The sequence below is a fragment of the Agrobacterium sp. fls2-241-TYG-188a genome (genome assembly GCF_030209845.1).
On sequence record NZ_JARVRD010000002.1, the window covers coordinates 559,700 to 577,232 of the forward strand.

At 57.8% G+C, this 17,533-nt stretch carries 16 protein-coding genes and 1 pseudogene; 9 read left to right on the plus strand and 8 right to left on the minus strand.

Annotation, left to right across the window (positions count from 1 at the left end):
* Positions 1 to 41 precede the first annotated feature (41 nt).
* Complete coding sequence (locus tag QRN85_RS09495; protein ID WP_284757650.1) at positions 42 to 1,679, plus strand: DUF6892 domain-containing protein; 1,638 nt, start codon at positions 42 to 44, stop codon at positions 1,677 to 1,679.
* Positions 1,680 to 1,723: 44 nt separating this feature from the next.
* A complete protein-coding gene (locus QRN85_RS09500; RefSeq protein WP_284757651.1) occupies positions 1,724 to 2,215 on the plus strand; it encodes an SMI1/KNR4 family protein in 492 nt (163 codons plus the stop codon).
* 114 nt (positions 2,216 to 2,329) lie between these two features.
* Here the strand turns inward: QRN85_RS09500 and QRN85_RS09505 are convergent, their stop codons facing one another.
* Positions 2,330 to 4,507: a transglycosylase domain-containing protein gene (locus tag QRN85_RS09505; protein ID WP_113218045.1), complete on the minus strand. Its 2,178-nt coding sequence runs from the start codon at positions 4,505 to 4,507 to the stop codon at positions 2,330 to 2,332.
* A gap of 185 nt (positions 4,508 to 4,692) precedes the next feature.
* On the opposite strand from QRN85_RS09505, the gene QRN85_RS09510 reads away from it, so the two are divergent.
* Entirely contained in the window at positions 4,693 to 5,178 is a 486-nt protein-coding gene (locus QRN85_RS09510; protein ID WP_112961762.1) for a YcgN family cysteine cluster protein, read from the plus strand.
* Positions 5,179 to 5,317: 139 nt separating this feature from the next.
* Positions 5,318 to 6,130, plus strand: coding sequence for a class D beta-lactamase (blaOXA, locus tag QRN85_RS09515; protein ID WP_062586845.1), 813 nt, complete (start codon positions 5,318 to 5,320; stop codon positions 6,128 to 6,130).
* Positions 6,131 to 6,133: 3 nt separating this feature from the next.
* Here the strand turns inward: blaOXA and QRN85_RS09520 are convergent.
* The 3 genes and pseudogenes from QRN85_RS09520 to QRN85_RS09530 form a co-directional block, all read right to left on the minus strand.
* Positions 6,134 to 6,409: pseudogene (locus QRN85_RS09520) on the minus strand (type II toxin-antitoxin system YafQ family toxin).
* 56 nt (positions 6,410 to 6,465) lie between these two features.
* Positions 6,466 to 6,681, minus strand: coding sequence for a type II toxin-antitoxin system RelB/DinJ family antitoxin (locus QRN85_RS09525; RefSeq protein WP_284757652.1), 216 nt, complete (start codon positions 6,679 to 6,681; stop codon positions 6,466 to 6,468).
* A 110-nt stretch (positions 6,682 to 6,791) separates the two neighbouring features.
* A complete protein-coding gene (locus QRN85_RS09530) occupies positions 6,792 to 7,409 on the minus strand; it encodes a DUF2799 domain-containing protein (protein ID WP_284757653.1) in 618 nt (205 codons plus the stop codon).
* A gap of 274 nt (positions 7,410 to 7,683) precedes the next feature.
* Here QRN85_RS09530 and QRN85_RS09535 point away from each other — a divergent pair, with 274 nt between their 5' ends.
* The 3 genes from QRN85_RS09535 to QRN85_RS09545 are packed head-to-tail and all read left to right on the plus strand — an operon-like array spanning position 7,684 to position 10,850.
* Positions 7,684 to 10,212 (plus strand): heavy metal translocating P-type ATPase, encoded by a 2,529-nt coding sequence (locus QRN85_RS09535; protein ID WP_284757654.1) that lies wholly within the window; start codon positions 7,684 to 7,686, stop codon positions 10,210 to 10,212.
* Entirely contained in the window at positions 10,209 to 10,640 is a 432-nt protein-coding gene (cueR, locus tag QRN85_RS09540; protein WP_284757655.1) for a Cu(I)-responsive transcriptional regulator, read from the plus strand. The genes QRN85_RS09535 and cueR overlap by 4 nt, the downstream gene beginning before the upstream one ends.
* A gap of 12 nt (positions 10,641 to 10,652) precedes the next feature.
* Positions 10,653 to 10,850: a heavy-metal-associated domain-containing protein gene (locus QRN85_RS09545; RefSeq protein ID WP_062586850.1), complete on the plus strand. Its 198-nt coding sequence runs from the start codon at positions 10,653 to 10,655 to the stop codon at positions 10,848 to 10,850.
* Between the two features lie 70 nt (positions 10,851 to 10,920).
* On the opposite strand, the gene QRN85_RS09550 is transcribed toward QRN85_RS09545, so the two are convergent.
* The 3 genes from QRN85_RS09550 to QRN85_RS09560 form a co-directional block, all read right to left on the minus strand.
* Positions 10,921 to 11,169: a hypothetical protein gene (locus QRN85_RS09550; protein ID WP_284757657.1), complete on the minus strand. Its 249-nt coding sequence runs from the start codon at positions 11,167 to 11,169 to the stop codon at positions 10,921 to 10,923.
* A gap of 42 nt (positions 11,170 to 11,211) precedes the next feature.
* Positions 11,212 to 11,382 (minus strand): hypothetical protein, encoded by a 171-nt coding sequence (locus QRN85_RS09555; protein ID WP_284757658.1) that lies wholly within the window; start codon positions 11,380 to 11,382, stop codon positions 11,212 to 11,214.
* A gap of 65 nt (positions 11,383 to 11,447) precedes the next feature.
* The gene (locus QRN85_RS09560; RefSeq protein ID WP_284757659.1) at positions 11,448 to 13,166 is read right to left on the minus strand and encodes a GH32 C-terminal domain-containing protein; all 1,719 of its coding nucleotides are present in this window, start codon (positions 13,164 to 13,166) and stop codon (positions 11,448 to 11,450) included.
* Positions 13,167 to 13,514: 348 nt separating this feature from the next.
* Here QRN85_RS09560 and QRN85_RS09565 point away from each other — a divergent pair, with 348 nt between their 5' ends.
* Positions 13,515 to 13,973 carry a hypothetical protein gene (locus QRN85_RS09565; RefSeq protein WP_284757660.1) on the plus strand — a complete coding sequence of 153 codons (459 nt, stop codon included), beginning with the start codon at positions 13,515 to 13,517 and terminating at the stop codon, positions 13,971 to 13,973.
* 91 nt (positions 13,974 to 14,064) lie between these two features.
* Here the strand turns inward: QRN85_RS09565 and QRN85_RS09570 are convergent, their stop codons facing one another.
* Positions 14,065 to 15,843, minus strand: a complete 1,779-nt coding sequence (locus tag QRN85_RS09570) for a di-heme-cytochrome C peroxidase (RefSeq protein ID WP_284757662.1) — start codon at positions 15,841 to 15,843, stop codon at positions 14,065 to 14,067.
* Positions 15,844 to 16,048: 205 nt separating this feature from the next.
* Between QRN85_RS09570 and QRN85_RS09575 the strand changes: the two genes are divergently transcribed.
* On the plus strand, positions 16,049 to 17,509 hold the full coding sequence (locus QRN85_RS09575; RefSeq protein WP_284758821.1) for a protein adenylyltransferase SelO: 1,461 nt from the start codon (positions 16,049 to 16,051) through the stop codon (positions 17,507 to 17,509).
* The last annotated feature ends 24 nt before the right edge of the window (positions 17,510 to 17,533 follow it).

A 17,533-nucleotide genomic window follows, 5' to 3' on the forward strand; every position in this document is an offset into this window, starting at 1 on the left:
AAACACGTTTTGGTTGCGGATATTATGATGGGAGATGCCTGATGATTTCGGAACTGCCTGTAAAGCTTAAAGAGATTTTCCAAGAGTTAGACGCGGTACCTGCAGATAACTACCAAAATCGCTCCGAAATCCGAAATAAGTTCTATGCCGTCCTGAGCGGAAATTCATCTCTTGTCGAAGCTATTTATGATGCTTATTTTCAGTGCTTGAGAGTTATACTCATAAATGACTACGAATTCAGAGATATTGATCAGATCCTCGCCTATAAATTTATTACACTCTTTTCATCTCCATCAACATCTATGCCCGGCGATGTTCGCGCAGGATTTTTCCGAGTGCTTTCTGAACGGCACCGTGAGCACAAAGAACTGCTCGAGGTCGCACTGAGTTCGATTGATCGTTGCATAAGTCCAATTCATAGCCATAGGAAAACTGGAAACTTGAGTGATATTCCCACTGCTATGTTGGAAGCGTACTGTTGGCACCGTCCTTATTCTGTGGAAGCGCCGGAAATCGACGCTGACCTGCGCCCTATGATAGCCGAATTGTTTCGAGCCTTCCCGGAGCAGACAAGTCTGGTTCTTGGCGAGATGCTCGCGGATGATACGGATGGATCAGTGCTCGTGAGTGATCTCCTGCGCTTTTACATCCTGGAGAGAAAGGATGTCACAGAAGGCCCGATGCGCAGCTTCGCTTATGACATGCTGGGCCATTATGCCAGAAAGACGAATAGGCTCCATGCAAAAGCTGCCGATATTGTTGCGCTTACCCTTCGTGACGCGACGTCCTGGTCGTTGGAGACTACGACTGATTTTGTCGAGAAATTTCTCCTTAAAACCCTAAATGTAGAGGCAACAACGCAGGCTGCCGAGATTGCTAGGATGCGAGATACAGTTGAACGTCAGGAACATCGAATTTCGTCAACACAATACAAAAAAGAAAATTTTATGTCTGCAGATGAGTTGCGAAAGCGGGATGTCGAAAATCTAGAAAAATATAAGAAAGAGCTGGCGTTGATAGAAAGCGACTTTGGACGTTGGGATCAGCAGCGATGGACAATCGCCGTACGGCGGGTCGCAGTGTCAGTCGGGACAAGAAAAGCCCTGAAAGTTTCTATCCAGCGATTGCCTCTCACAAGCTGTGTTCGATTAGCGGCGCTGCTCAATGATGCTGACAACTATCGGAACCAACCGAAGAAATACCCAATGCCGAAGGCTTCCGACAACAGATTCAAGGACTTCGGTCTCAAGCTTCTCGTCATAGAGGAGCTAATGTATCGGCAGAAAATATTGACGCCTGCTTTCGACATCCATGAGTTTGCAAAAGAGTATGATAAGCGTGAGATCGACATCGAGACAGACGGATACAATATCATTCCAGAAGCCAAAAAGTATTTCCAAAACTTGGATATTCCTAATGAGCTTCTAGTGAAGGTCGAGACTTTGCACCAATCCAGCGGCATCGATGGTGGCTCTCGGTTTATGTATCAAATTTTCCCATTCTGGGATCCCGGTGTTGGCGATGACGTCGTCCGGATCACCAATAAGGCGATTGATGATTTTGCCCTCTTGCCAAGCCTGAGACGGTTCAGCGGCCTGGAAAACAGCAAGCCCAGCCCTAAACTTCTGAAGTCTCTCAAAGACAAGGGTGTGCAGGTTCTGAATGAAGAACGTATTTGAGCTGGCTAAAGTTTACCATACGTGCATTGAACGGAGTACACGCAATGACACTGGACGAATTCGTGGCAAGCATAGAGAACGAGGGCGGGACGCCTGCGACCGAGGCGGAACTCTCGCGCTTTGAGGAAAGAATCGGAGTTCCGCTTCCTGAAGCGTTGAGAGCATTCCTGAAGCGTTCGGGCGGCGGCATGATTTTTAATACACCCGTCGAATATCGCGATACCGACGGGCGAGAACTCCAGCTTCGGCATATGTGTGACTTGGTGGAGATTGAGAGAGAATTCACCAAACCTAGTGCATACCCCCTTCCGCCTGCGCTTTTCGTCATTGGAAATGATGCTGGCGGCAACTCCATCATGATCTGCCTGTCAAAGGAAAGAAATGGTCAGATTTTTGTTTTAGATCACGAGATGGTAGCTTACGAGGGTGAGGCAGAGACGCTGGAGGAGGCGGAGGAGAACGGGCTGGTGGCCTTCTATTCCCCGAGCTTCAATCAGTTTCTGACAGACCTTCGGATCGCAGAAGATCAGGGCTAGTTGCTCGCCTTCAGGATTTATGCGGACATTCTAGCAACGGACCGATTGTCGTAAGAAATTGCGTTCCCCGATGAATGCGCTTAGGTAAGCGAGTGTGCGGGGAACGATCTAAACCTACCGCTTCACCCCATCACTTCCAACATCCGCAACCTTCTGCACGGTAATCGTCGGAGCCGACGCCTCCTTCAACTTCTTGCCGATGGCGCGGATGACGCGGGTGGCTTCGGCGGAGAGGGCGCGGGGGCGGGTTAGGGCTGGCAGGGCATTGGCGTCTGTCGAGGCTACTTCCGCACCGGTGGCGGGCTGTGGGCGCGACCCTGAGGGCAGCGGGTTCTGGATGCCGGGAATGGGGCGCAGTTCCATGCCCTGGTGGGCATAGTCCATTAGCCGCTTGAACGTCATGGCGGGCAGGGCGCCGCCGGTCATGTTGTTCATGGAGGTGAAGTCGTCATTTCCGAACCACACGGCGGTGGTGTAGTTGCCGGTAAAGCCGACATACCATGCGTCGCGGTAGGATTGCGATGTGCCGGTCTTGCCGCCCGAGACGATGCCATTGTCGAGTGCACCGCGCCGCGCCGTTCCCTCCACGGGGATCGTCACCAGCATCCGGTTCATCTTGGAATTGGCTTCTTCGGAAAGAACGCGCTGCGCAGGCGGCTCATCGCGGTCGAAATCGTAGAGAACCGTGCCTTCGTAATCCAGCACCTGCTCGATGCCGTGGCGTCGGGCCTGCATACCGCCTGCCGGAAAAACGGCATAGCCGGTGGCCTGATCCAGCACGGTCACTTCCGATGTGCCGAGCGGAATGGTCTTGTCTGTGCGAAGCGGCGTTGCAACGCCCATGGCCTTGGCCGTATCGGCAATAATCTGCGTGCCGAGCACATCCTTGGCAAGCCGCACGGGCACCGTGTTGTAGGATTTGGCGAGTGCTGTCTGCAGCGTCACCTTTCCCGCATAGGAGCGGCCGTAGTTCTGTGGCGACCAGCCGCGCCAGGTCACCGGGGCGTCGGAAATCAGCGTTTCCGGCTTGTAGCCCTTCTCCATGGCGGCGGAATAGGTATAGACCTTGAAGGACGATCCGGGCTGGCGGAGGGCGGCTGTCGCGCGGTTGAACTGGCTTTCGCCATAGTCACGACCGCCGACCATGGCGCGAATGCCGCCACGATTTTCGATCATCACCATCGCGCCCTGCTTGACCTTGTAGCCTTCACCAAATTCGCGAAGGCTGCCTTCCATGGCCTGCTCGGCAGCCTGCTGCAGGCCGGTATCGAGCGTGGTGCGAACCATGACCGTGTGGTCCTTGATCTTGCCTTCCTTGGCCAGCCGCTGCACTTCGTCAAAGGCCCAGTCGAGGAAATAATCCGGCGCCTTGACATCTTCGCGGTCGATGACGGTTGCCGGGTTGCGACGCGCGCCAACGACCTGACCTTCGGTCATCAATCCGCCCTGCACGAGGTTGGAGAGAACCGTATTGGCACGGGCGCGCGCTGCGGGAAGGTTGACGTGCGGTGCGTATTTTGCCGGTGCCTTGAACAGGCCGGCCAGAATGGCGGATTCCGCCAGCGTCACATCCGTCAGGTTCTTGCCGAAATAGAATTGTGCCGCCGCCGCCGCGCCGAAGGTGCCGCCGCCCATATAGGCGCGGTCGAGGTAAAGGCTGAGGATTTCCTTCTTGGACATGTTGGCTTCCAGCCACAGCGCCAGAAAGGCTTCCTTGATCTTGCGCTCCAGCGAGCGCTCATTGGTCAGGAACAGGTTCTTGGCCAGCTGCTGGGTCAGCGTGGAGCCACCCTGCACGACGCCGCCTGCGCGGGCATTCTCGCTCATGGCGCGGGCAAGGCCGATGAAGTCTATGCCGAAATGTTCGAAAAAGCGCCGGTCTTCGGTGGCCAGGACAGCCTTGATGAAATGATCCGGCATCTGGTCGATCGGCACGGAATCTTCGTGGATAATGCCGCGATGGCCTATCGTGTTGCCGTAACGGTCCAGAAAAGTAACAGCGAAATCACCACGATAGCGCCAGTCCTTCTTCGTTTCCTCAAAGGCGGGCAGGGCCAGCGCCAGCATCAGCACGGTGCCGGCGGTGCCAACCGTCAGCGCATCATCGGCGATGTTGATGAGAAATTTCTTCCAGCCGCGGACATGCAGTTTGCGCGAGGCAATCGTAACCTCTTCCCAGAAGTCGAAAACGCGAGATGCGGTTGTCCACAGGCCGGAATCGATCCATGAATCGATCCGCAGCAGAATATGGCGTTTACGGCGCGCCGGTTTGTTGTTGTTGTCTTCCTGCACCTGAAACGAATTCCTGTTCGATATGGCGAGCGGATGCTTGACGCAGCAACCTTGCGCGGGTCATTCCCTCACCACCACTCTGCCAGATTTAAGGATTATCTTATAATCCGACAGATTGCGATACGACAAAACGGGCTATGCCATGTTGCAGCCCGCCGGTGCAAAATGAAATGGAAATGTTAACGATGAGTGACGCGCCATTCTGGAAAACCAAAACGCTGGCGCAAATGAGTAACAGCGAGTGGGAAAGCCTGTGCGATGGCTGCGGTCTCTGTTGTCTCAACAAGCTGGAGGATTGGGACAGCGGGGATGTGGTTTTCACCTCTGTTGCCTGCCAGTTGCTGGATGGAGACAGCTGTCAGTGCTCGGATTATCCCAACCGGCGCGACACGGTGCCCGATTGCATCCAGCTCAGCCTCAAGCTCGTCAATGAGATCGGCTGGCTGCCGCCGACCTGCGCCTATGCGCTGGTGCGCGATGGCGAGGACCTTTACTGGTGGCACCATCTCGTCTCCGGAGACCGTGAGACGGTGCATATTGCGGGCATTTCGGCGCGCGGGCGTACCGTCAGCGAGCTTGATGTCGAGGTGGACGATTTCGAAAACTACGTCGTCGACTGGCCCTTGACGGTGGGAGACGAACCTGCGGCTCAGCAACCGGAGCAGGCTTGAAACAGGCGTGCCTGTGAGGGCGGCGGGGCAGGGTGCGGCGGCGGTCCTATTCCTGCCGCATCGAGCCATTAATGCGCTCCCATCTTTTCTTATGCCCGATACCGGCTATGATGTATGGTCGGCAAGTCAAGGATCATCTATGCGCAATCGTTTCGCGCTTTTTCTGCCCATATGCCTGATGATCATGGTCGCGCCCGCGCGTGCTCAATCATTGCCGCCTTTTGAATGCACCTTCGTCACGTCAGTGGAAACGGGAGCGGTCATTACCCAGCAGGGAAGCTGCGACAAGCGGGCCTCTCCGGCCTCCACCTTCAAGGTGCCGCTGGCGCTGATCGGCTATGAGTCCGGTATTCTGCTGGATGAATTCAATCCCGTCTGGGAATGGAAAAAAGGCATGGAAGCGCCGCCAGCCGCGCGCAAGAAAGTCGATCCAACGACGTGGCAGAAGGAATCCGTGCTCTGGTACTCGCGTGAAATCACCAGCCGTCTGGGGCAGGAAAAGTTTTCAGCCCTCGTCAAGAAACTGGGCTTCGGCAATGCCGATGTGGCCGGTGACGCGGGTGAAAACAACGGCCTGACCGATGCCTGGCTTGGCACCTCGCTTCAGATTTCGCCCGTCGAACAGATCGGCTTCATGCGCAGGCTTCTTGCCAACAACCTGCCTTTTTCGCGCGATGCGCAAAACAAGACCAAGGCCATCATTCCCGTCTATGACGGCGCGGAAGCCTGGAGCGCGCATGGCATAACCGGCACCGGCAACCTCAAGACCCCCGATGGCAAACCCGATCCCGACCGCCCCTTCGGCTGGTTCGTGGGCTGGGCAGAACGCGAAGGCCAACACATCGTCTTCGTCCGCTTCCGCGTCAACGACAAGCCAACCGACATCCCCATGGGGCAGGTCGTCCGCGACGAATTCCTGCGCGATATACCGCGCTTCTCGGTTCATCGTTAGGCTCTATCGAAAAAGTTCGGAATGGGTGCCCGCGCGCGTAAAGACGACCAGATTGCTGGGCCCATCTAGCCTGTAGATCAGCAGAAAATCACCGCCAATGTGACATTCACGAAAGTCGCGCTATTCTCCTGTCAGCTCATGGTCGCGAAATTGTGCAGGTAGCGGCGCGTCATTGGCGATGAGAAGGATGAGGACTTCCTTCAGCTTGACCATGTCGAAGCGGCCGGAATCACTGAGCCGCTTCCAGTCTTTCAGGAACTGTTTGGTAAAGTCGCACATGCGCGGCACTGTCGTGCGCTTCTGTGCCGCCCCTGTTGCCCCATCCTTTTTGCCCTTCACTTATCCTCGCTATCCAGCGCATCGTGCAGGGCCTGCGATGTCTTGAAGCGGCCATGTTTTCTGGCGGCAATTTCGCGGGCCTCCTCCATGGCGGCCAGCGTTTCTGCATTCGGGCGCGTCAGCTCGATTGGCAAAGCCTTTTCGCGGGCAATCCGGGTCAACATCATGGGCATGACATCGGAAACTGTCAGGCCAAGGCTGTCAAGTCGCATCGTCCTTCAGTTCTTGGTCTATACGCGCCCTGACATATGCATTCGCAGTCATGAGCTTACTCCTTTGTGCCCATTATGTAGCTCGATTGGGCATCACGTTTAAGCTACGCTCAATAGCCGCCACGATACATCGGCGCATTCGGGTTCTGGCGGAAATAGGCGAGGTCGCGTTCGGCGTCCTGGAGGTCGTAGCCGAGATCATCGGCCTCGCGGCGGGCGCGGCTGCGGTCACGCTCCAGATCGTCTATCCGGTCGCGGATGCCGCGGCGGTCCTTGTCCTCGGCCTTTTTCAGCTCTTCCGACAGGCGGTCTGCCTCCGACTCCCGCGAGCTTATGTCGGAGCGCAGTGAATCAATGCGTGAACGCAGGTCATAGACCCGCTTGCCGAGGCTGTAGCCGCGCACGAAGTCTTTCTCCATCTGGGGCGGGCAGACATTGTTGTACGCGCCGCCGCCTTCTCCGTGGGATGCGCCGCTGAGCGGGGTGCAGAAGCGTTTGATGCCGGTCTGATAGCCCTGATACCATTGCGTCTGGTTCGGCGTAGCGCCGCTTTTGGAGCAGGATCGGACATGATCTGCAAAGCGGCTCTGGGGCTCATATCCGGCTGCGCCATCCGTGTCGCCGACCACCGTCCAGTCAGCCACGCGGCATTCTTCTTTGGACATGGTGCCGCATGAAGCAAGTGTCATCATTCCGGCAGCCATGCCGGCGAACAACAAGAAACGCATATTGGACCCCCGTTAATATTCGTTAACGGTTTTAAGCATAGATCGGTTTGTTATTCCAGACGGATCTCGAATATATTGAAATATCTAATTTAGAAAATTATTTCGCCGCGGTAGCCAAAGTAATAAATTGATTTATACAGGGATGCGGTGGCTTTCTTAGCCTTAAGGTCGTAGCTCGCACCCTCGCCAGGAGAAAAGCTCCGAATAGCGTAAAAAGCCGCTTGACCTTCCCATGATGGTAACCATTACAACGGCTCGTGAAAGGGGAAATCCCATGAACGAGACCATCAAGACGTTGACCCAGGCCGAACCGATCTCCCTGTCCGTGGACGGCATGACCTGCGCGTCCTGCGTGCGGCGCGTCGAGACTGCGGCTGGCAAGGTGCCGGGTGTCGCCACAAGCTCGGTCAATTTCGCCACCAGAAAGCTGACCGTTGAGGCGGCCGATGGCTTTTCGGCAAAGACGCTTGCCGCTGCCGTCAAGAAGATTGGCTATGAGGTTGTGCCGGAACGGCATGAACTCTTCGCAACCGGGCTGAAAGGCCCGCAGGATGCGGCGCGGCTGAAAGCCGTGCTGGAGGCGGTTGCGACGACGCTCAATGCCGAAGTTGACGAGGCTGGCAATGTTACCGTCGAGGGCATGGGGGGAAATCGCGAAGGCGAGATGCTGGTTGAGACGGCAAAGGCCGCTGGCTTTGCGCTGGCAAAGCAGAAAAAGCCGCGCCATGGCGAGGCCCATGACGACGCTGCCGCAGGCCATGATCATATGCATCACGCCGGTGATGAGGTTCGTTTGAAGCGCGACCTGACCGTCGCTGCTATCCTGACGGCACCGCTTTTCATTCTGGAAATGGGCGGTCATCTCTATGCACCCATGCATCATTGGCTGATGGGCGTCATCGACGTCCAGAACCTCTATTATCTCTATTTCCTGCTGGCGACGGCGGTCATATCAGGGCCGGGTCTGCGGTTTCTGAAAAGCGGCATTCCGGCTTTGCTGCGCGGCGCGCCCGAGATGAATTCGCTGGTTGCCCTCGGCGTCAGCGCGGCCTACCTCTACTCTCTGGTGACGACCTTTGCGCCCGGCCTGCTGCCGGAAAATGCCCGCCATGTCTATTACGAGGCGGCGACTGTCATCGTGACGCTCATCCTGTTCGGGCGGCTGCTGGAAGCGCGCGCCAGTGGTAGAACCGGCGATGCCATCCGCAAGCTGATGACGCTTCAGGCAAAGACCGCGCGGGTGGAGCGAGACGGGCAGACAGTGGATATTCCCGCTGATGAGGTGAGGGTCGGCGACACCATCATCATCCGCCCCGGCGAGCGTCTGCCCGTGGATGGCAAGGTCGTGGAAGGCTCGTCCTTCATCGATGAATCCATGATCTCGGGCGAACCGGTACCGGTGGAAAAGGCGCTTGGCGCATCCGTTACGGGCGGGACCATCAACAAAAACGGCACGCTGAAATTCCAGGCAACCAAGGTCGGCGCCGATACGATGCTGTCGCAGATCATCCGGCTTGTGGAGCAGGCGCAGGGCGCAAAGTTGCCGATCCAGCTTCTGGTGGACCGCGTCACGGCGCTGTTCGTGCCTGTCGTCATTGCCATCGCAATCCTGACATTCATTGTCTGGGCAATGTTCGGGCCTGAGCCTGCCTACACCTTTGCGCTGATCAATGCGGTCGCAGTTCTCATCATCGCCTGCCCCTGCGCCATGGGGCTCGCCACGCCGACATCCATCATGGTGGGCACCGGCAGGGCTGCGGAACTGGGCGTGCTGTTTCGCAAGGGAGAAGCCCTCCAATCGCTGCGGTCTGCCGATGTGGTTGTCCTCGACAAGACCGGCACGGTGACCAAGGGAATGCCCGAGATGACCGATCTCATTGTCGCAGATGGCTTTGATGAGGGAGAGGTTCTGTCGCTGGTCGCTGCCGTGGAAAGCCGCTCGGAACACCCCGTCGCCGAGGCAATCGTTGAGGCAGCAAAGACCAGAAACCCTGCGGTGGCACCGGACCGGCAGCCGACTATCACCGCGTTCGAAAGTCTGACTGGCTACGGGATTTCGGCGACGGTCGATGGCAGACAGGTCGCGGTGGGCGCAGACCGGCTGATGGTCAAGCTCGGACTGTCGGTCAAGCCTTTCGCGCAGGACGCACAGCGTCTGGCTGACGAGGGCAAGACGCCGCTCTATGCCGCCATCGAGGGCAGGCTGGCGGCCATCATTGCAGTGGCTGATCCCCTGAAGCCATCGAGTGCGGGTGCAATCCGCTCCCTGAAAAATCTCGGTGTCGAGGTCGTCATGGTGACCGGCGACAATGCAAGGACCGCACAGGCCATTGCCCGGCAGGTGGGCATAGACAGGGTTCTGGCCGAGGTGTTGCCGGAGGGCAAGGTGCAGGCCATCGAAGATCTGCGAAAGGGCGAAAGAACCATCGCTTTCGTTGGAGATGGCATCAATGATGCACCGGCGCTTGCTCGGGCCGATATCGGTATCGCCATCGGTACCGGAACGGATGTGGCTATTGAAAGCGCCGATGTCGTGCTGGTGAGCGGAGACCTTGTCGGCGTGGTTCACGCCATGGAAATGAGCCGTGCTACCATGCGCAACATTCGCCAGAACCTGTTCTGGGCCTTCGGTTACAATGCAGCACTCATCCCGGTGGCCGCCGGTGTTCTCTATCCGGCCTTCGGCATCACGCTTTCTCCCATGCTGGGGGCGGGCGCCATGGCGCTGTCGTCCGTCTTCGTGCTGGGCAATGCTCTGCGGTTGAAGAGGGTTGCGATCTCAGACCGAAAGGATGCGCTATGAATATCGGGCAGGCTTCTCAGGCGTCGGGCGTTTCCGCCAAGATGATCCGCTATTACGAGCAGATCGGCCTTATCACGCCAGCCATGAGGACGGGCAATAATTATCGCACCTATGGCGATCAGGATATCCACAATCTGCGCTTCATAAAACGGTCCCGCACGCTCGGCTTTTCGCTGGAAGAAACGGAAACGCTGCTGAAGCTGTGGCGCGACAAGGGGCGGGAAAGTGCCGCGGTCAAGGATATCGCCCTTGCTCATATTGCCGATCTGGAACGCAAGATTGCGGAAATGAAGGGCATGGTGAAAACACTATCCCACCTTGCCCATTGTTGCGGCGGCGATAACCGGCCCGATTGCCCGATACTGGACGACCTGGCCGGGACCGACACGCCGGTTCACCCAGGAGCAGACATCAAAGTTAAGCGCTGAAAGGAAAGACCTATGACATCAATATTTTCCGTACCCGACATGACATGCGCCCACTGCGAAAAGACGGTGCGCGGCGCGCTTTCGGAAGCACTTCCCGGCGCTGACGTCACGGTCGATCTGGCAACGCACAGGGTGACTGTCGCGGGCGATGCCGATGCGGCTGAGGCGGCCATGCGCGACGTTGGCTACAGCCCGTCCCGAATCGACTGAACGCATGAAAAAGGCGGCGGGACCCATTGGTCCTGCCGCCTTCCAATAGCCAACTGTTTCAGATCTGGGTTTACACCTCGTCGAAAGCGCCGCCTTCGCGGGAAGGGTTGCGGTCAATGACGCGCTCTTCCATATCATCCGGCAGGGCCTCGTCGCTTTCCTGATAGGCGTCGTCTTCGCTTTCGGATTCTTCCTCGCGGAGTTCCTGCTCAGCCTGCTGTGACAGCTCGCCTTCCGCAGGCAGGTCGTTTACCTCGAGATCGACCAGATTCTGATCGAGGGCATCTTCGTTTTCTGTGAGCGGGGTGCGCGGGTCCATGATGGAATTCCTTTTGATTACAGGGATTTGGTCAGCAATGCGTCAGGATTGGGTCGTAGCGAACACGATCATCGTCATGTAGATGACGAAGGCCATGATGCCGATGGCGGCAATGACGAGGACGATGCCCTGGCCAGCGCGCTTCTTCTCGCCCTTGTTCTCGTTCGCCTCAGACGGAAAGAGAATGGGATCGGTTTCCTGTATCTTGGTCATGAAGCTCTCCTGTGTGTCGTTCTATTGTTAAGAGAACGGTGAAACACGCGGAATGTTCCTGAAGCCTATTGCTTGAGCGACCAGATGGTGGCGTGCGCCACCGCACCTTCGGTGGTTTTCAGCGTCGCCGACCGCACCGGCTCGAAGCTGGCGATGCGCTTAGTGCCGACATAGCGCCCATGATCCGCAAAGACCTCGATGGAGCCATAATCGATGAAGATGCGCAGCCGGAACGGACGCGCGCCCTGCGAGATATAGCGCGGCGAGGCGGCATCGCTGCTGCCATCCTCATGGCGAATCCAGAGGCCGGTTTCATCGCAGACGACGCCGAGCCTGACATCGGGATGATCAAGCTCCAGCTCGAAGGGAAGGCCGGGTTTGGTGAGCTCGAACAGAAGCTCGACGGCGCCGGTGGGAAACTCCACTTTTTCACCGGCGGCGAGCCTGGTGCGGTCGAGAATGCGGTGGCGCAGGCTTTCCGCCGCGCCAATGGGCGGTGTCAAAAGGGCGCCGTTGGAGAAATGGATGCGGCGTGGAAGCGTCATGGCGGTGGGGAAATCGATTTCCGGTGTTGCATCCGCCCAGTTGGCCAGCCAGCCAATGCCGACAATGGTATCGCCATCAAGGAAAGCCTGAAAGGCGTAGTTGTCGGTGCCGAAATCCAGCTCCTGCCCGAATTCCTTGACAAAAGTCTTGCCATCGAACCAGCCGACATCGGCCATGGTGAGGTTCTTGCGGCCGGTTGCGGCATCTTCCGAATGCATGAGGCCGTAGGTCAGCACCCAGCGGGTTGAGCGCGAATTGGCGGGGCCATCGAGCGGCAGAAGGCAGGGGCATTCTATGGCGGTTGTCTTGTAGCGCGTTTCTACCCACAGCTTGCCGACATAGGTCCAGCCGGATGCGGCTGTCGGGTCCTGTGTCTCATAAAGGAGGATCACACCGCCGCCATCGCTCTGGCTGCCTAGAAGCATCTTCCACAGCCCGTCCGGGCCGCGCACCACGTAGGGATCACGAAAATCGGGCGTCAGTCCCTGCCCATCCGGACGGTGGCCGAGAATGACATCGGCCTGACCGGCCATGATGAGGTCCGAGGATGTTGCGGTCAGCTGAATCTGCTGTTCGGGTACGCGGTCCTGCACCTGTTCGGTAAAGAACACGCGGATGCCGGTGCCTTCGACGAGCGGAATGGTGGAGCCCGAATAGGCACCGCCGCGCTTGTCCGGTCGGGTGGTGAGATCTTCGGACGGGAAGAGGAAGATCGGCAGATGCCGCCAGCGCAGGTAATCCGAAGACACGGCATGGCCCCAATGCATCGTGTTCCAGCGCAACCCGTGCGAATAATGCTGATAGAACAAATGCGGGCGTCCCTCGAAGCGGCCAAAGCCGTTGGGATCGTTCATCCAGCCGAAGGGTGGGCGGAAATGGTAGCTATCCGGCAGATCAGGCGCGGCATTATCTGGCTTGGTATGGACCACGGTAATGCCGGTTTCCAGCACATCCGAGGCCGTGAACCAGTAGATCACCGAGACAGCTGTGGTGACGGTATCATAGCTAAGCTCAACCCGCCCGCCGCCAAAGACCTGACAGATACGGAAGTTGTATTCATCGACATTGGTGGAGGAGACTTCACCGAACTTGCCATTGTGATTGGAGAAGGACACCGAGCCCGGTTCCTCCGCTTTCTTCGCTTTCAGCCACACATGGAAGGTCGCATTGACCGGAAGATCGGTTTGGATGGTGCGGATTGCGCTTTCGATCTCTACGGGCAAGGCGGTATCGTTCATTCCCACTTCCTTTCATGTCTGTGCAACAACAGCATAGGAACGAAAGTGGCAGGTTAAAGTTCATCCGCAACAACAGACGTGGCGCTGGCTGGTGCGCGCACGGGCACCGCCAGCCAAATCGCGCCGAACACATGCCAATGTGAATAGAGGTGCAAGCACAACCGGACGGACTTGCTTCCGCCGCGGGAAATGCCGTCTGTCTTTAACGATTTTGAGGTGAGATGCCCCGTTTTCAGGGTCGTAAAGTTAATTCTAATTTATTTATAGTTGAAATTAACTGTTAATCAATGCACCCTCGCCATTGCCCGCCCGCAGAAAATGGGCACTGATTCGGCTGGGAGCGATGAGATGACGGCTTTCCGTTCAAGAACCGCGATTGCGACCCTATTGCTGTGTTGTGCTGTTCCGGCAGCGACGCAGGCAGGCAGTGTCAGCTGTGGCCCGCAAGAGGCCGAACAGGCTCAAACGCTTCACTATACCGTGTCGCAAGGCCAACGAATGATTGCCCGTTCGTGGTTGCAGGCGATGAAGCCGCCGACTGACCGCAGCTTTGACGCCGCTGGTCTCGGCCGGTTCGGTTTTGAGCCGATGGATAGGCGTTCCGCAAGTCTGCGATCCGGCTTCAAGGGTGAGGAAGCGGTTTCCCCGCCCATGGCAGATGCGGCCTGCACCGACTGCCAGCCACCGCAGCTCGCTTCATCAGATGCGGTAGCGCTGCCGGTGAAGGATTTCAAATCCCTGGATTTCCAGAGCCTTGTCGCCGATATGAAAAACCGCAAGCTTGCCATAGCAAGTGCGGCTTTCTAGGCACGAGCGAACTCGCATAAATATTACGGGTACCGCACGGTCCCCATCGCCGCCGGGAGGCCGGGGCAGGGAAACCGTGCCGGTCCGCCGCTCAAAGGGTCTTCAAATATTCCAGCAGGGCGCGCTTTTCCGCATCCGGAAGGGTCGTGCCAAATTCATGACCACAGCGGCTGTTGCCGGAATTGCGGTTGTCGCAGCCGGTGGTGACGGTTGTTGAGGAAACACCGCTTTGCGTGGACGCTAGTCCAACCTTTTCAATGTCATAATCGCGACCGACATTGAATTGTGCCGGGCGTTCGGCGGCGGGTTTAAGCAGGTCCGCCAGTGTCGGAACGGAACCGTTGTGCAGGTATGGTGCTGTTGCCCAGATGCCTTGTATCACCCGCGATTCATATTTGAAGGCCGTGGAGCCATCCGGTGCCGTCTTCTTCATGACAGTGCGGCCTTCACCGCGCGACCTTGGAAAGGCTTCCTTCAGTTCACGCAGGTTGCTCGGCAGCCGCAGTTCCGGAATGCTGGCGGTCTTCGCGTCCGCGGTGGGGGCGGCGGCCTTCAGCGATGCGCCGTTTTCGCGGGTGTCCAGCAATATGCTGCCATAGTGCTGCAGGATGCTTCCCGCCACCGCAACGGTGAGGATGTCGATAGATGGCTCCGTCTTGCCCAGCTTATCGTTCAGGAACGGAATACGGGCTCCCTGCATGACGCCTGTCGAGGCGGTCCAGCTCATGACGTCGTACTGGCGGCTGTCGGTGCCGACATCCAGAATGGGTGTTCTCCACGTCTTGTTGAAAAGACGCGATTTCCCCGGCTGGATGCTGTGACAGTCCGCGCAGCCATTGTTGCCGGCGCGGTTGAAAACCACAGCACCCTGGGCCGCCAGTGCCTGATCGACCGGGAAGGGGTATTTCGGCGGTCCCATTTTCTTGATCAGGCCTTCCAGCGTGGAAAGCCCGCTGAAATTGACGGAATTTCCAGCCAGATAATCATAGCCCAGCAGCGACCATTTTTCCCTCTTCGGCGCAAATTCTCCAAAGACGCCATAGACTTCGCCAACATTGCGGGCGAGGCCCAGGAGATCGCTGCCATTGGCGGCAAAGCCCGGCCATTGCGTGTAATCCTGAATGGCGGCGTTCCACAGGAAGGGATAGCGAACCGGCGCATCCGCACGCTTGATATTGGCAACCAGAAGATTGGAGGGCGGCGGGCCGATATCCAGACCCGTCAGGCGGTTGAAGATCATGCCGACCGCGTCCAAACGACCGACGCCCCAGTTTTCATGCGGCACGCCATTGGCGACGATGGCGTTGAAGCGCTGCGTCCACAGTCCAAACGCCGTTTCCAGCCATGCAAGGCTATTGGGGTCCTGATATTCGGTGCCAAGCACCTCCTTCGCGAAGGCATCAAAAGCGGCCTTGTCATTGGCAATCGTCTGTGTGGCGGTGTTTATGTCCACCAGAAGGCCGTGAAAATCGACCAGCGCCGGTCCGCCATCGATACGGTAGCGCGTGCCGGAGACCGCGATTTCGCGGGTGTGACAGGCGGAACAGGTCATGCCGACCATTTGCTGCGGGCCATCGCCTGTTACCGGAAAGCCGACGGGCAGGCCAGAAGATGGCCCCGTCATGGGCAGATATCCATAGCGGGTCAGGCCATCAGCCAGAAAGCTCGTTCCATCCGGCCGCTTCAGCGCCCGCAACCACGACAGAGGCATAAGACGGGAGCCCTGATCCTGCGTGTAGTATGAATTACGGGTGGTGGCGTTCCAGTTGCTGCCCTGATCCGCGTAGACGATTTGCTGCGCCGACGAAGGCGCGGTAAGACAGATGGACAGAAAGCCAGCCGCCAATATCGGTGAAAAACCTGATTTCATATGCATTTGTCCCACACAAACCCCGATGGAAATTGAAAACGGATACTGCTAGCACTGGTTGTGTAATTCAATTGTGAATAATGGGTTGTAATCTTTCGCAGGTTCGCGTCATCTTGCGCGAAAAGGCCCGACCTTTGCGGTCCAAGCACCCTCGAATTTGCGGTTGCCTGTCCCCATATGAGTGGAAACAGGGAGAAAACCCGTGATCCGTTTCGACAATTCCTATGCCCGCCTGCCGGAGCATTTTTCCGCAGCAGTGCTGCCAACGCCGGTTGCAGCACCCTTGCTGATTGCCTTCAACCATGAGCTTGCGCAGGAGCTTGGCCTCGACCTTTCCGGCGTTGACGACGCAAGGCTCGCGGCAATTTTTTCCGGCAATGTGGTGCCTGCGGGTGCCGAGCCGCTGGCCATGGCCTATGCGGGCCATCAGTTCGGCAATTTCGTGCCACAGCTGGGCGATGGCCGGGCGATCTTGCTCGGCGAAGTCATTGATACCAATGGCAAACGCCGCGACATCCAGCTCAAGGGTTCCGGCCCGACGCGCTTCTCACGCCGGGGTGATGGAAGGGCAGCGCTCGGTCCTGTCCTGCGCGAATATATCGTTTCCGAAGCCATGCACGCGCTTGGCATTCCTGCAACGCGGGCGCTGGCGGCGGTGGCGACGGGAGAGCGGGTGCAGCGGGAAACCGGTCTGCCCGGTGGCGTCGTGACACGGGTTGCGGCAAGCCATATTCGCGTCGGCACCTTTCAGTATTTCGCCGCGCGTGAAGACACCGACGCCATCAAGGCGCTGTGTGACTATGTGATTGAGCGGCATTATCCGGAGGGTCGGGCGGAGCCGAAGCCCTATCTTGCGCTGCTACAGGCGATTGCTGCACGCCAGCGCGAACTCATATGCCGCTGGATGATGGTGGGCTTCATCCACGGGGTCATGAACACCGACAATGTCGCGATATCGGGCGAAACAATCGATTTCGGGCCGTGCGCCTTCATGGATGAATATAATCCTAACAAGGTCTTCTCCTCTATTGATGCGCAGGGGCGTTATGCCTATAACAACCAGCCCGGCATTGCCCAATGGAACATTGCGCGGCTGGCGGAATGCCTGCTGCCTCTTCTGGACGACGATGAGGACAAGGCGGTGGAAGAGGCCAATGCCGTGCTTGCCGAATTCGCCGAGGCCTTCCCGAAGCTCTGGCTTTCCGGGATGCGCAAGAAGCTTGGCCTGACAACGCAGGACGATGCGGACGGCCAATTGGTGCAGGATCTGCTCAGCCTGATGCACCGTTCCGAAGTGGATTACACGCTGACGTTCCGCAGGCTATGCGACGCCGCCGATGGAAACGCGGAGCCGTTTCGCGGCATGTTCATAGACCTTGCCGGTGCCGATGAATGGCTGGCCCGGTGGCGCCAGCGGGCTTGGCAGGAAGCAACGACCGAAAGCGCGCGGGCGCAGGCCATGCGGGCCGTCAATCCCGCAGTCATTCCCCGCAACCACCGTATCGAAGAGGTGATTGCGGCGGCGGTTGAAGACGGCGATCTTGAGCCGTTCCATGCCATGCTGAAGGCTATCGCGCGGCCCTATGAAGAGCTGCCGGAATTTGCGGTTTACGCTCAAGCGCCCATGGGGCATGAGCGGGTGTTTCGGACGTTTTGCGGGACGTAATCATGGGCGTGTGCCTGATGGTAG

Coding starts and splice junctions, on each gene's coding strand:
- blaOXA (WP_062586845.1), top strand. CDS start 5,318: ATGCGCAATCGTTTCGCGCTTTTTCTGCCCATATGCCTGATGATCATG.
- QRN85_RS09535 (WP_284757654.1), top strand. CDS start 7,684: ATGAACGAGACCATCAAGACGTTGACCCAGGCCGAACCGATCTCCCTG.
- QRN85_RS09555 (WP_284757658.1), bottom strand. CDS start 11,382: ATGACCAAGATACAGGAAACCGATCCCATTCTCTTTCCGTCTGAGGCG.
- QRN85_RS09560 (WP_284757659.1), bottom strand. CDS start 13,166: ATGAACGATACCGCCTTGCCCGTAGAGATCGAAAGCGCAATCCGCACC.
- QRN85_RS09550 (WP_284757657.1), bottom strand. CDS start 11,169: ATGGACCCGCGCACCCCGCTCACAGAAAACGAAGATGCCCTCGATCAG.
- QRN85_RS09545 (WP_062586850.1), top strand. CDS start 10,653: ATGACATCAATATTTTCCGTACCCGACATGACATGCGCCCACTGCGAA.
- cueR (WP_284757655.1), top strand. CDS start 10,209: ATGAATATCGGGCAGGCTTCTCAGGCGTCGGGCGTTTCCGCCAAGATG.
- QRN85_RS09570 (WP_284757662.1), bottom strand. CDS start 15,843: ATGAAATCAGGTTTTTCACCGATATTGGCGGCTGGCTTTCTGTCCATC.
- QRN85_RS09525 (WP_284757652.1), bottom strand. CDS start 6,681: ATGCGACTTGACAGCCTTGGCCTGACAGTTTCCGATGTCATGCCCATG.
- QRN85_RS09500 (WP_284757651.1), top strand. CDS start 1,724: ATGACACTGGACGAATTCGTGGCAAGCATAGAGAACGAGGGCGGGACG.
- QRN85_RS09495 (WP_284757650.1), top strand. CDS start 42: ATGATTTCGGAACTGCCTGTAAAGCTTAAAGAGATTTTCCAAGAGTTA.
- QRN85_RS09565 (WP_284757660.1), top strand. CDS start 13,515: ATGACGGCTTTCCGTTCAAGAACCGCGATTGCGACCCTATTGCTGTGT.
- QRN85_RS09510 (WP_112961762.1), top strand. CDS start 4,693: ATGAGTGACGCGCCATTCTGGAAAACCAAAACGCTGGCGCAAATGAGT.
- QRN85_RS09530 (WP_284757653.1), bottom strand. CDS start 7,409: ATGCGTTTCTTGTTGTTCGCCGGCATGGCTGCCGGAATGATGACACTT.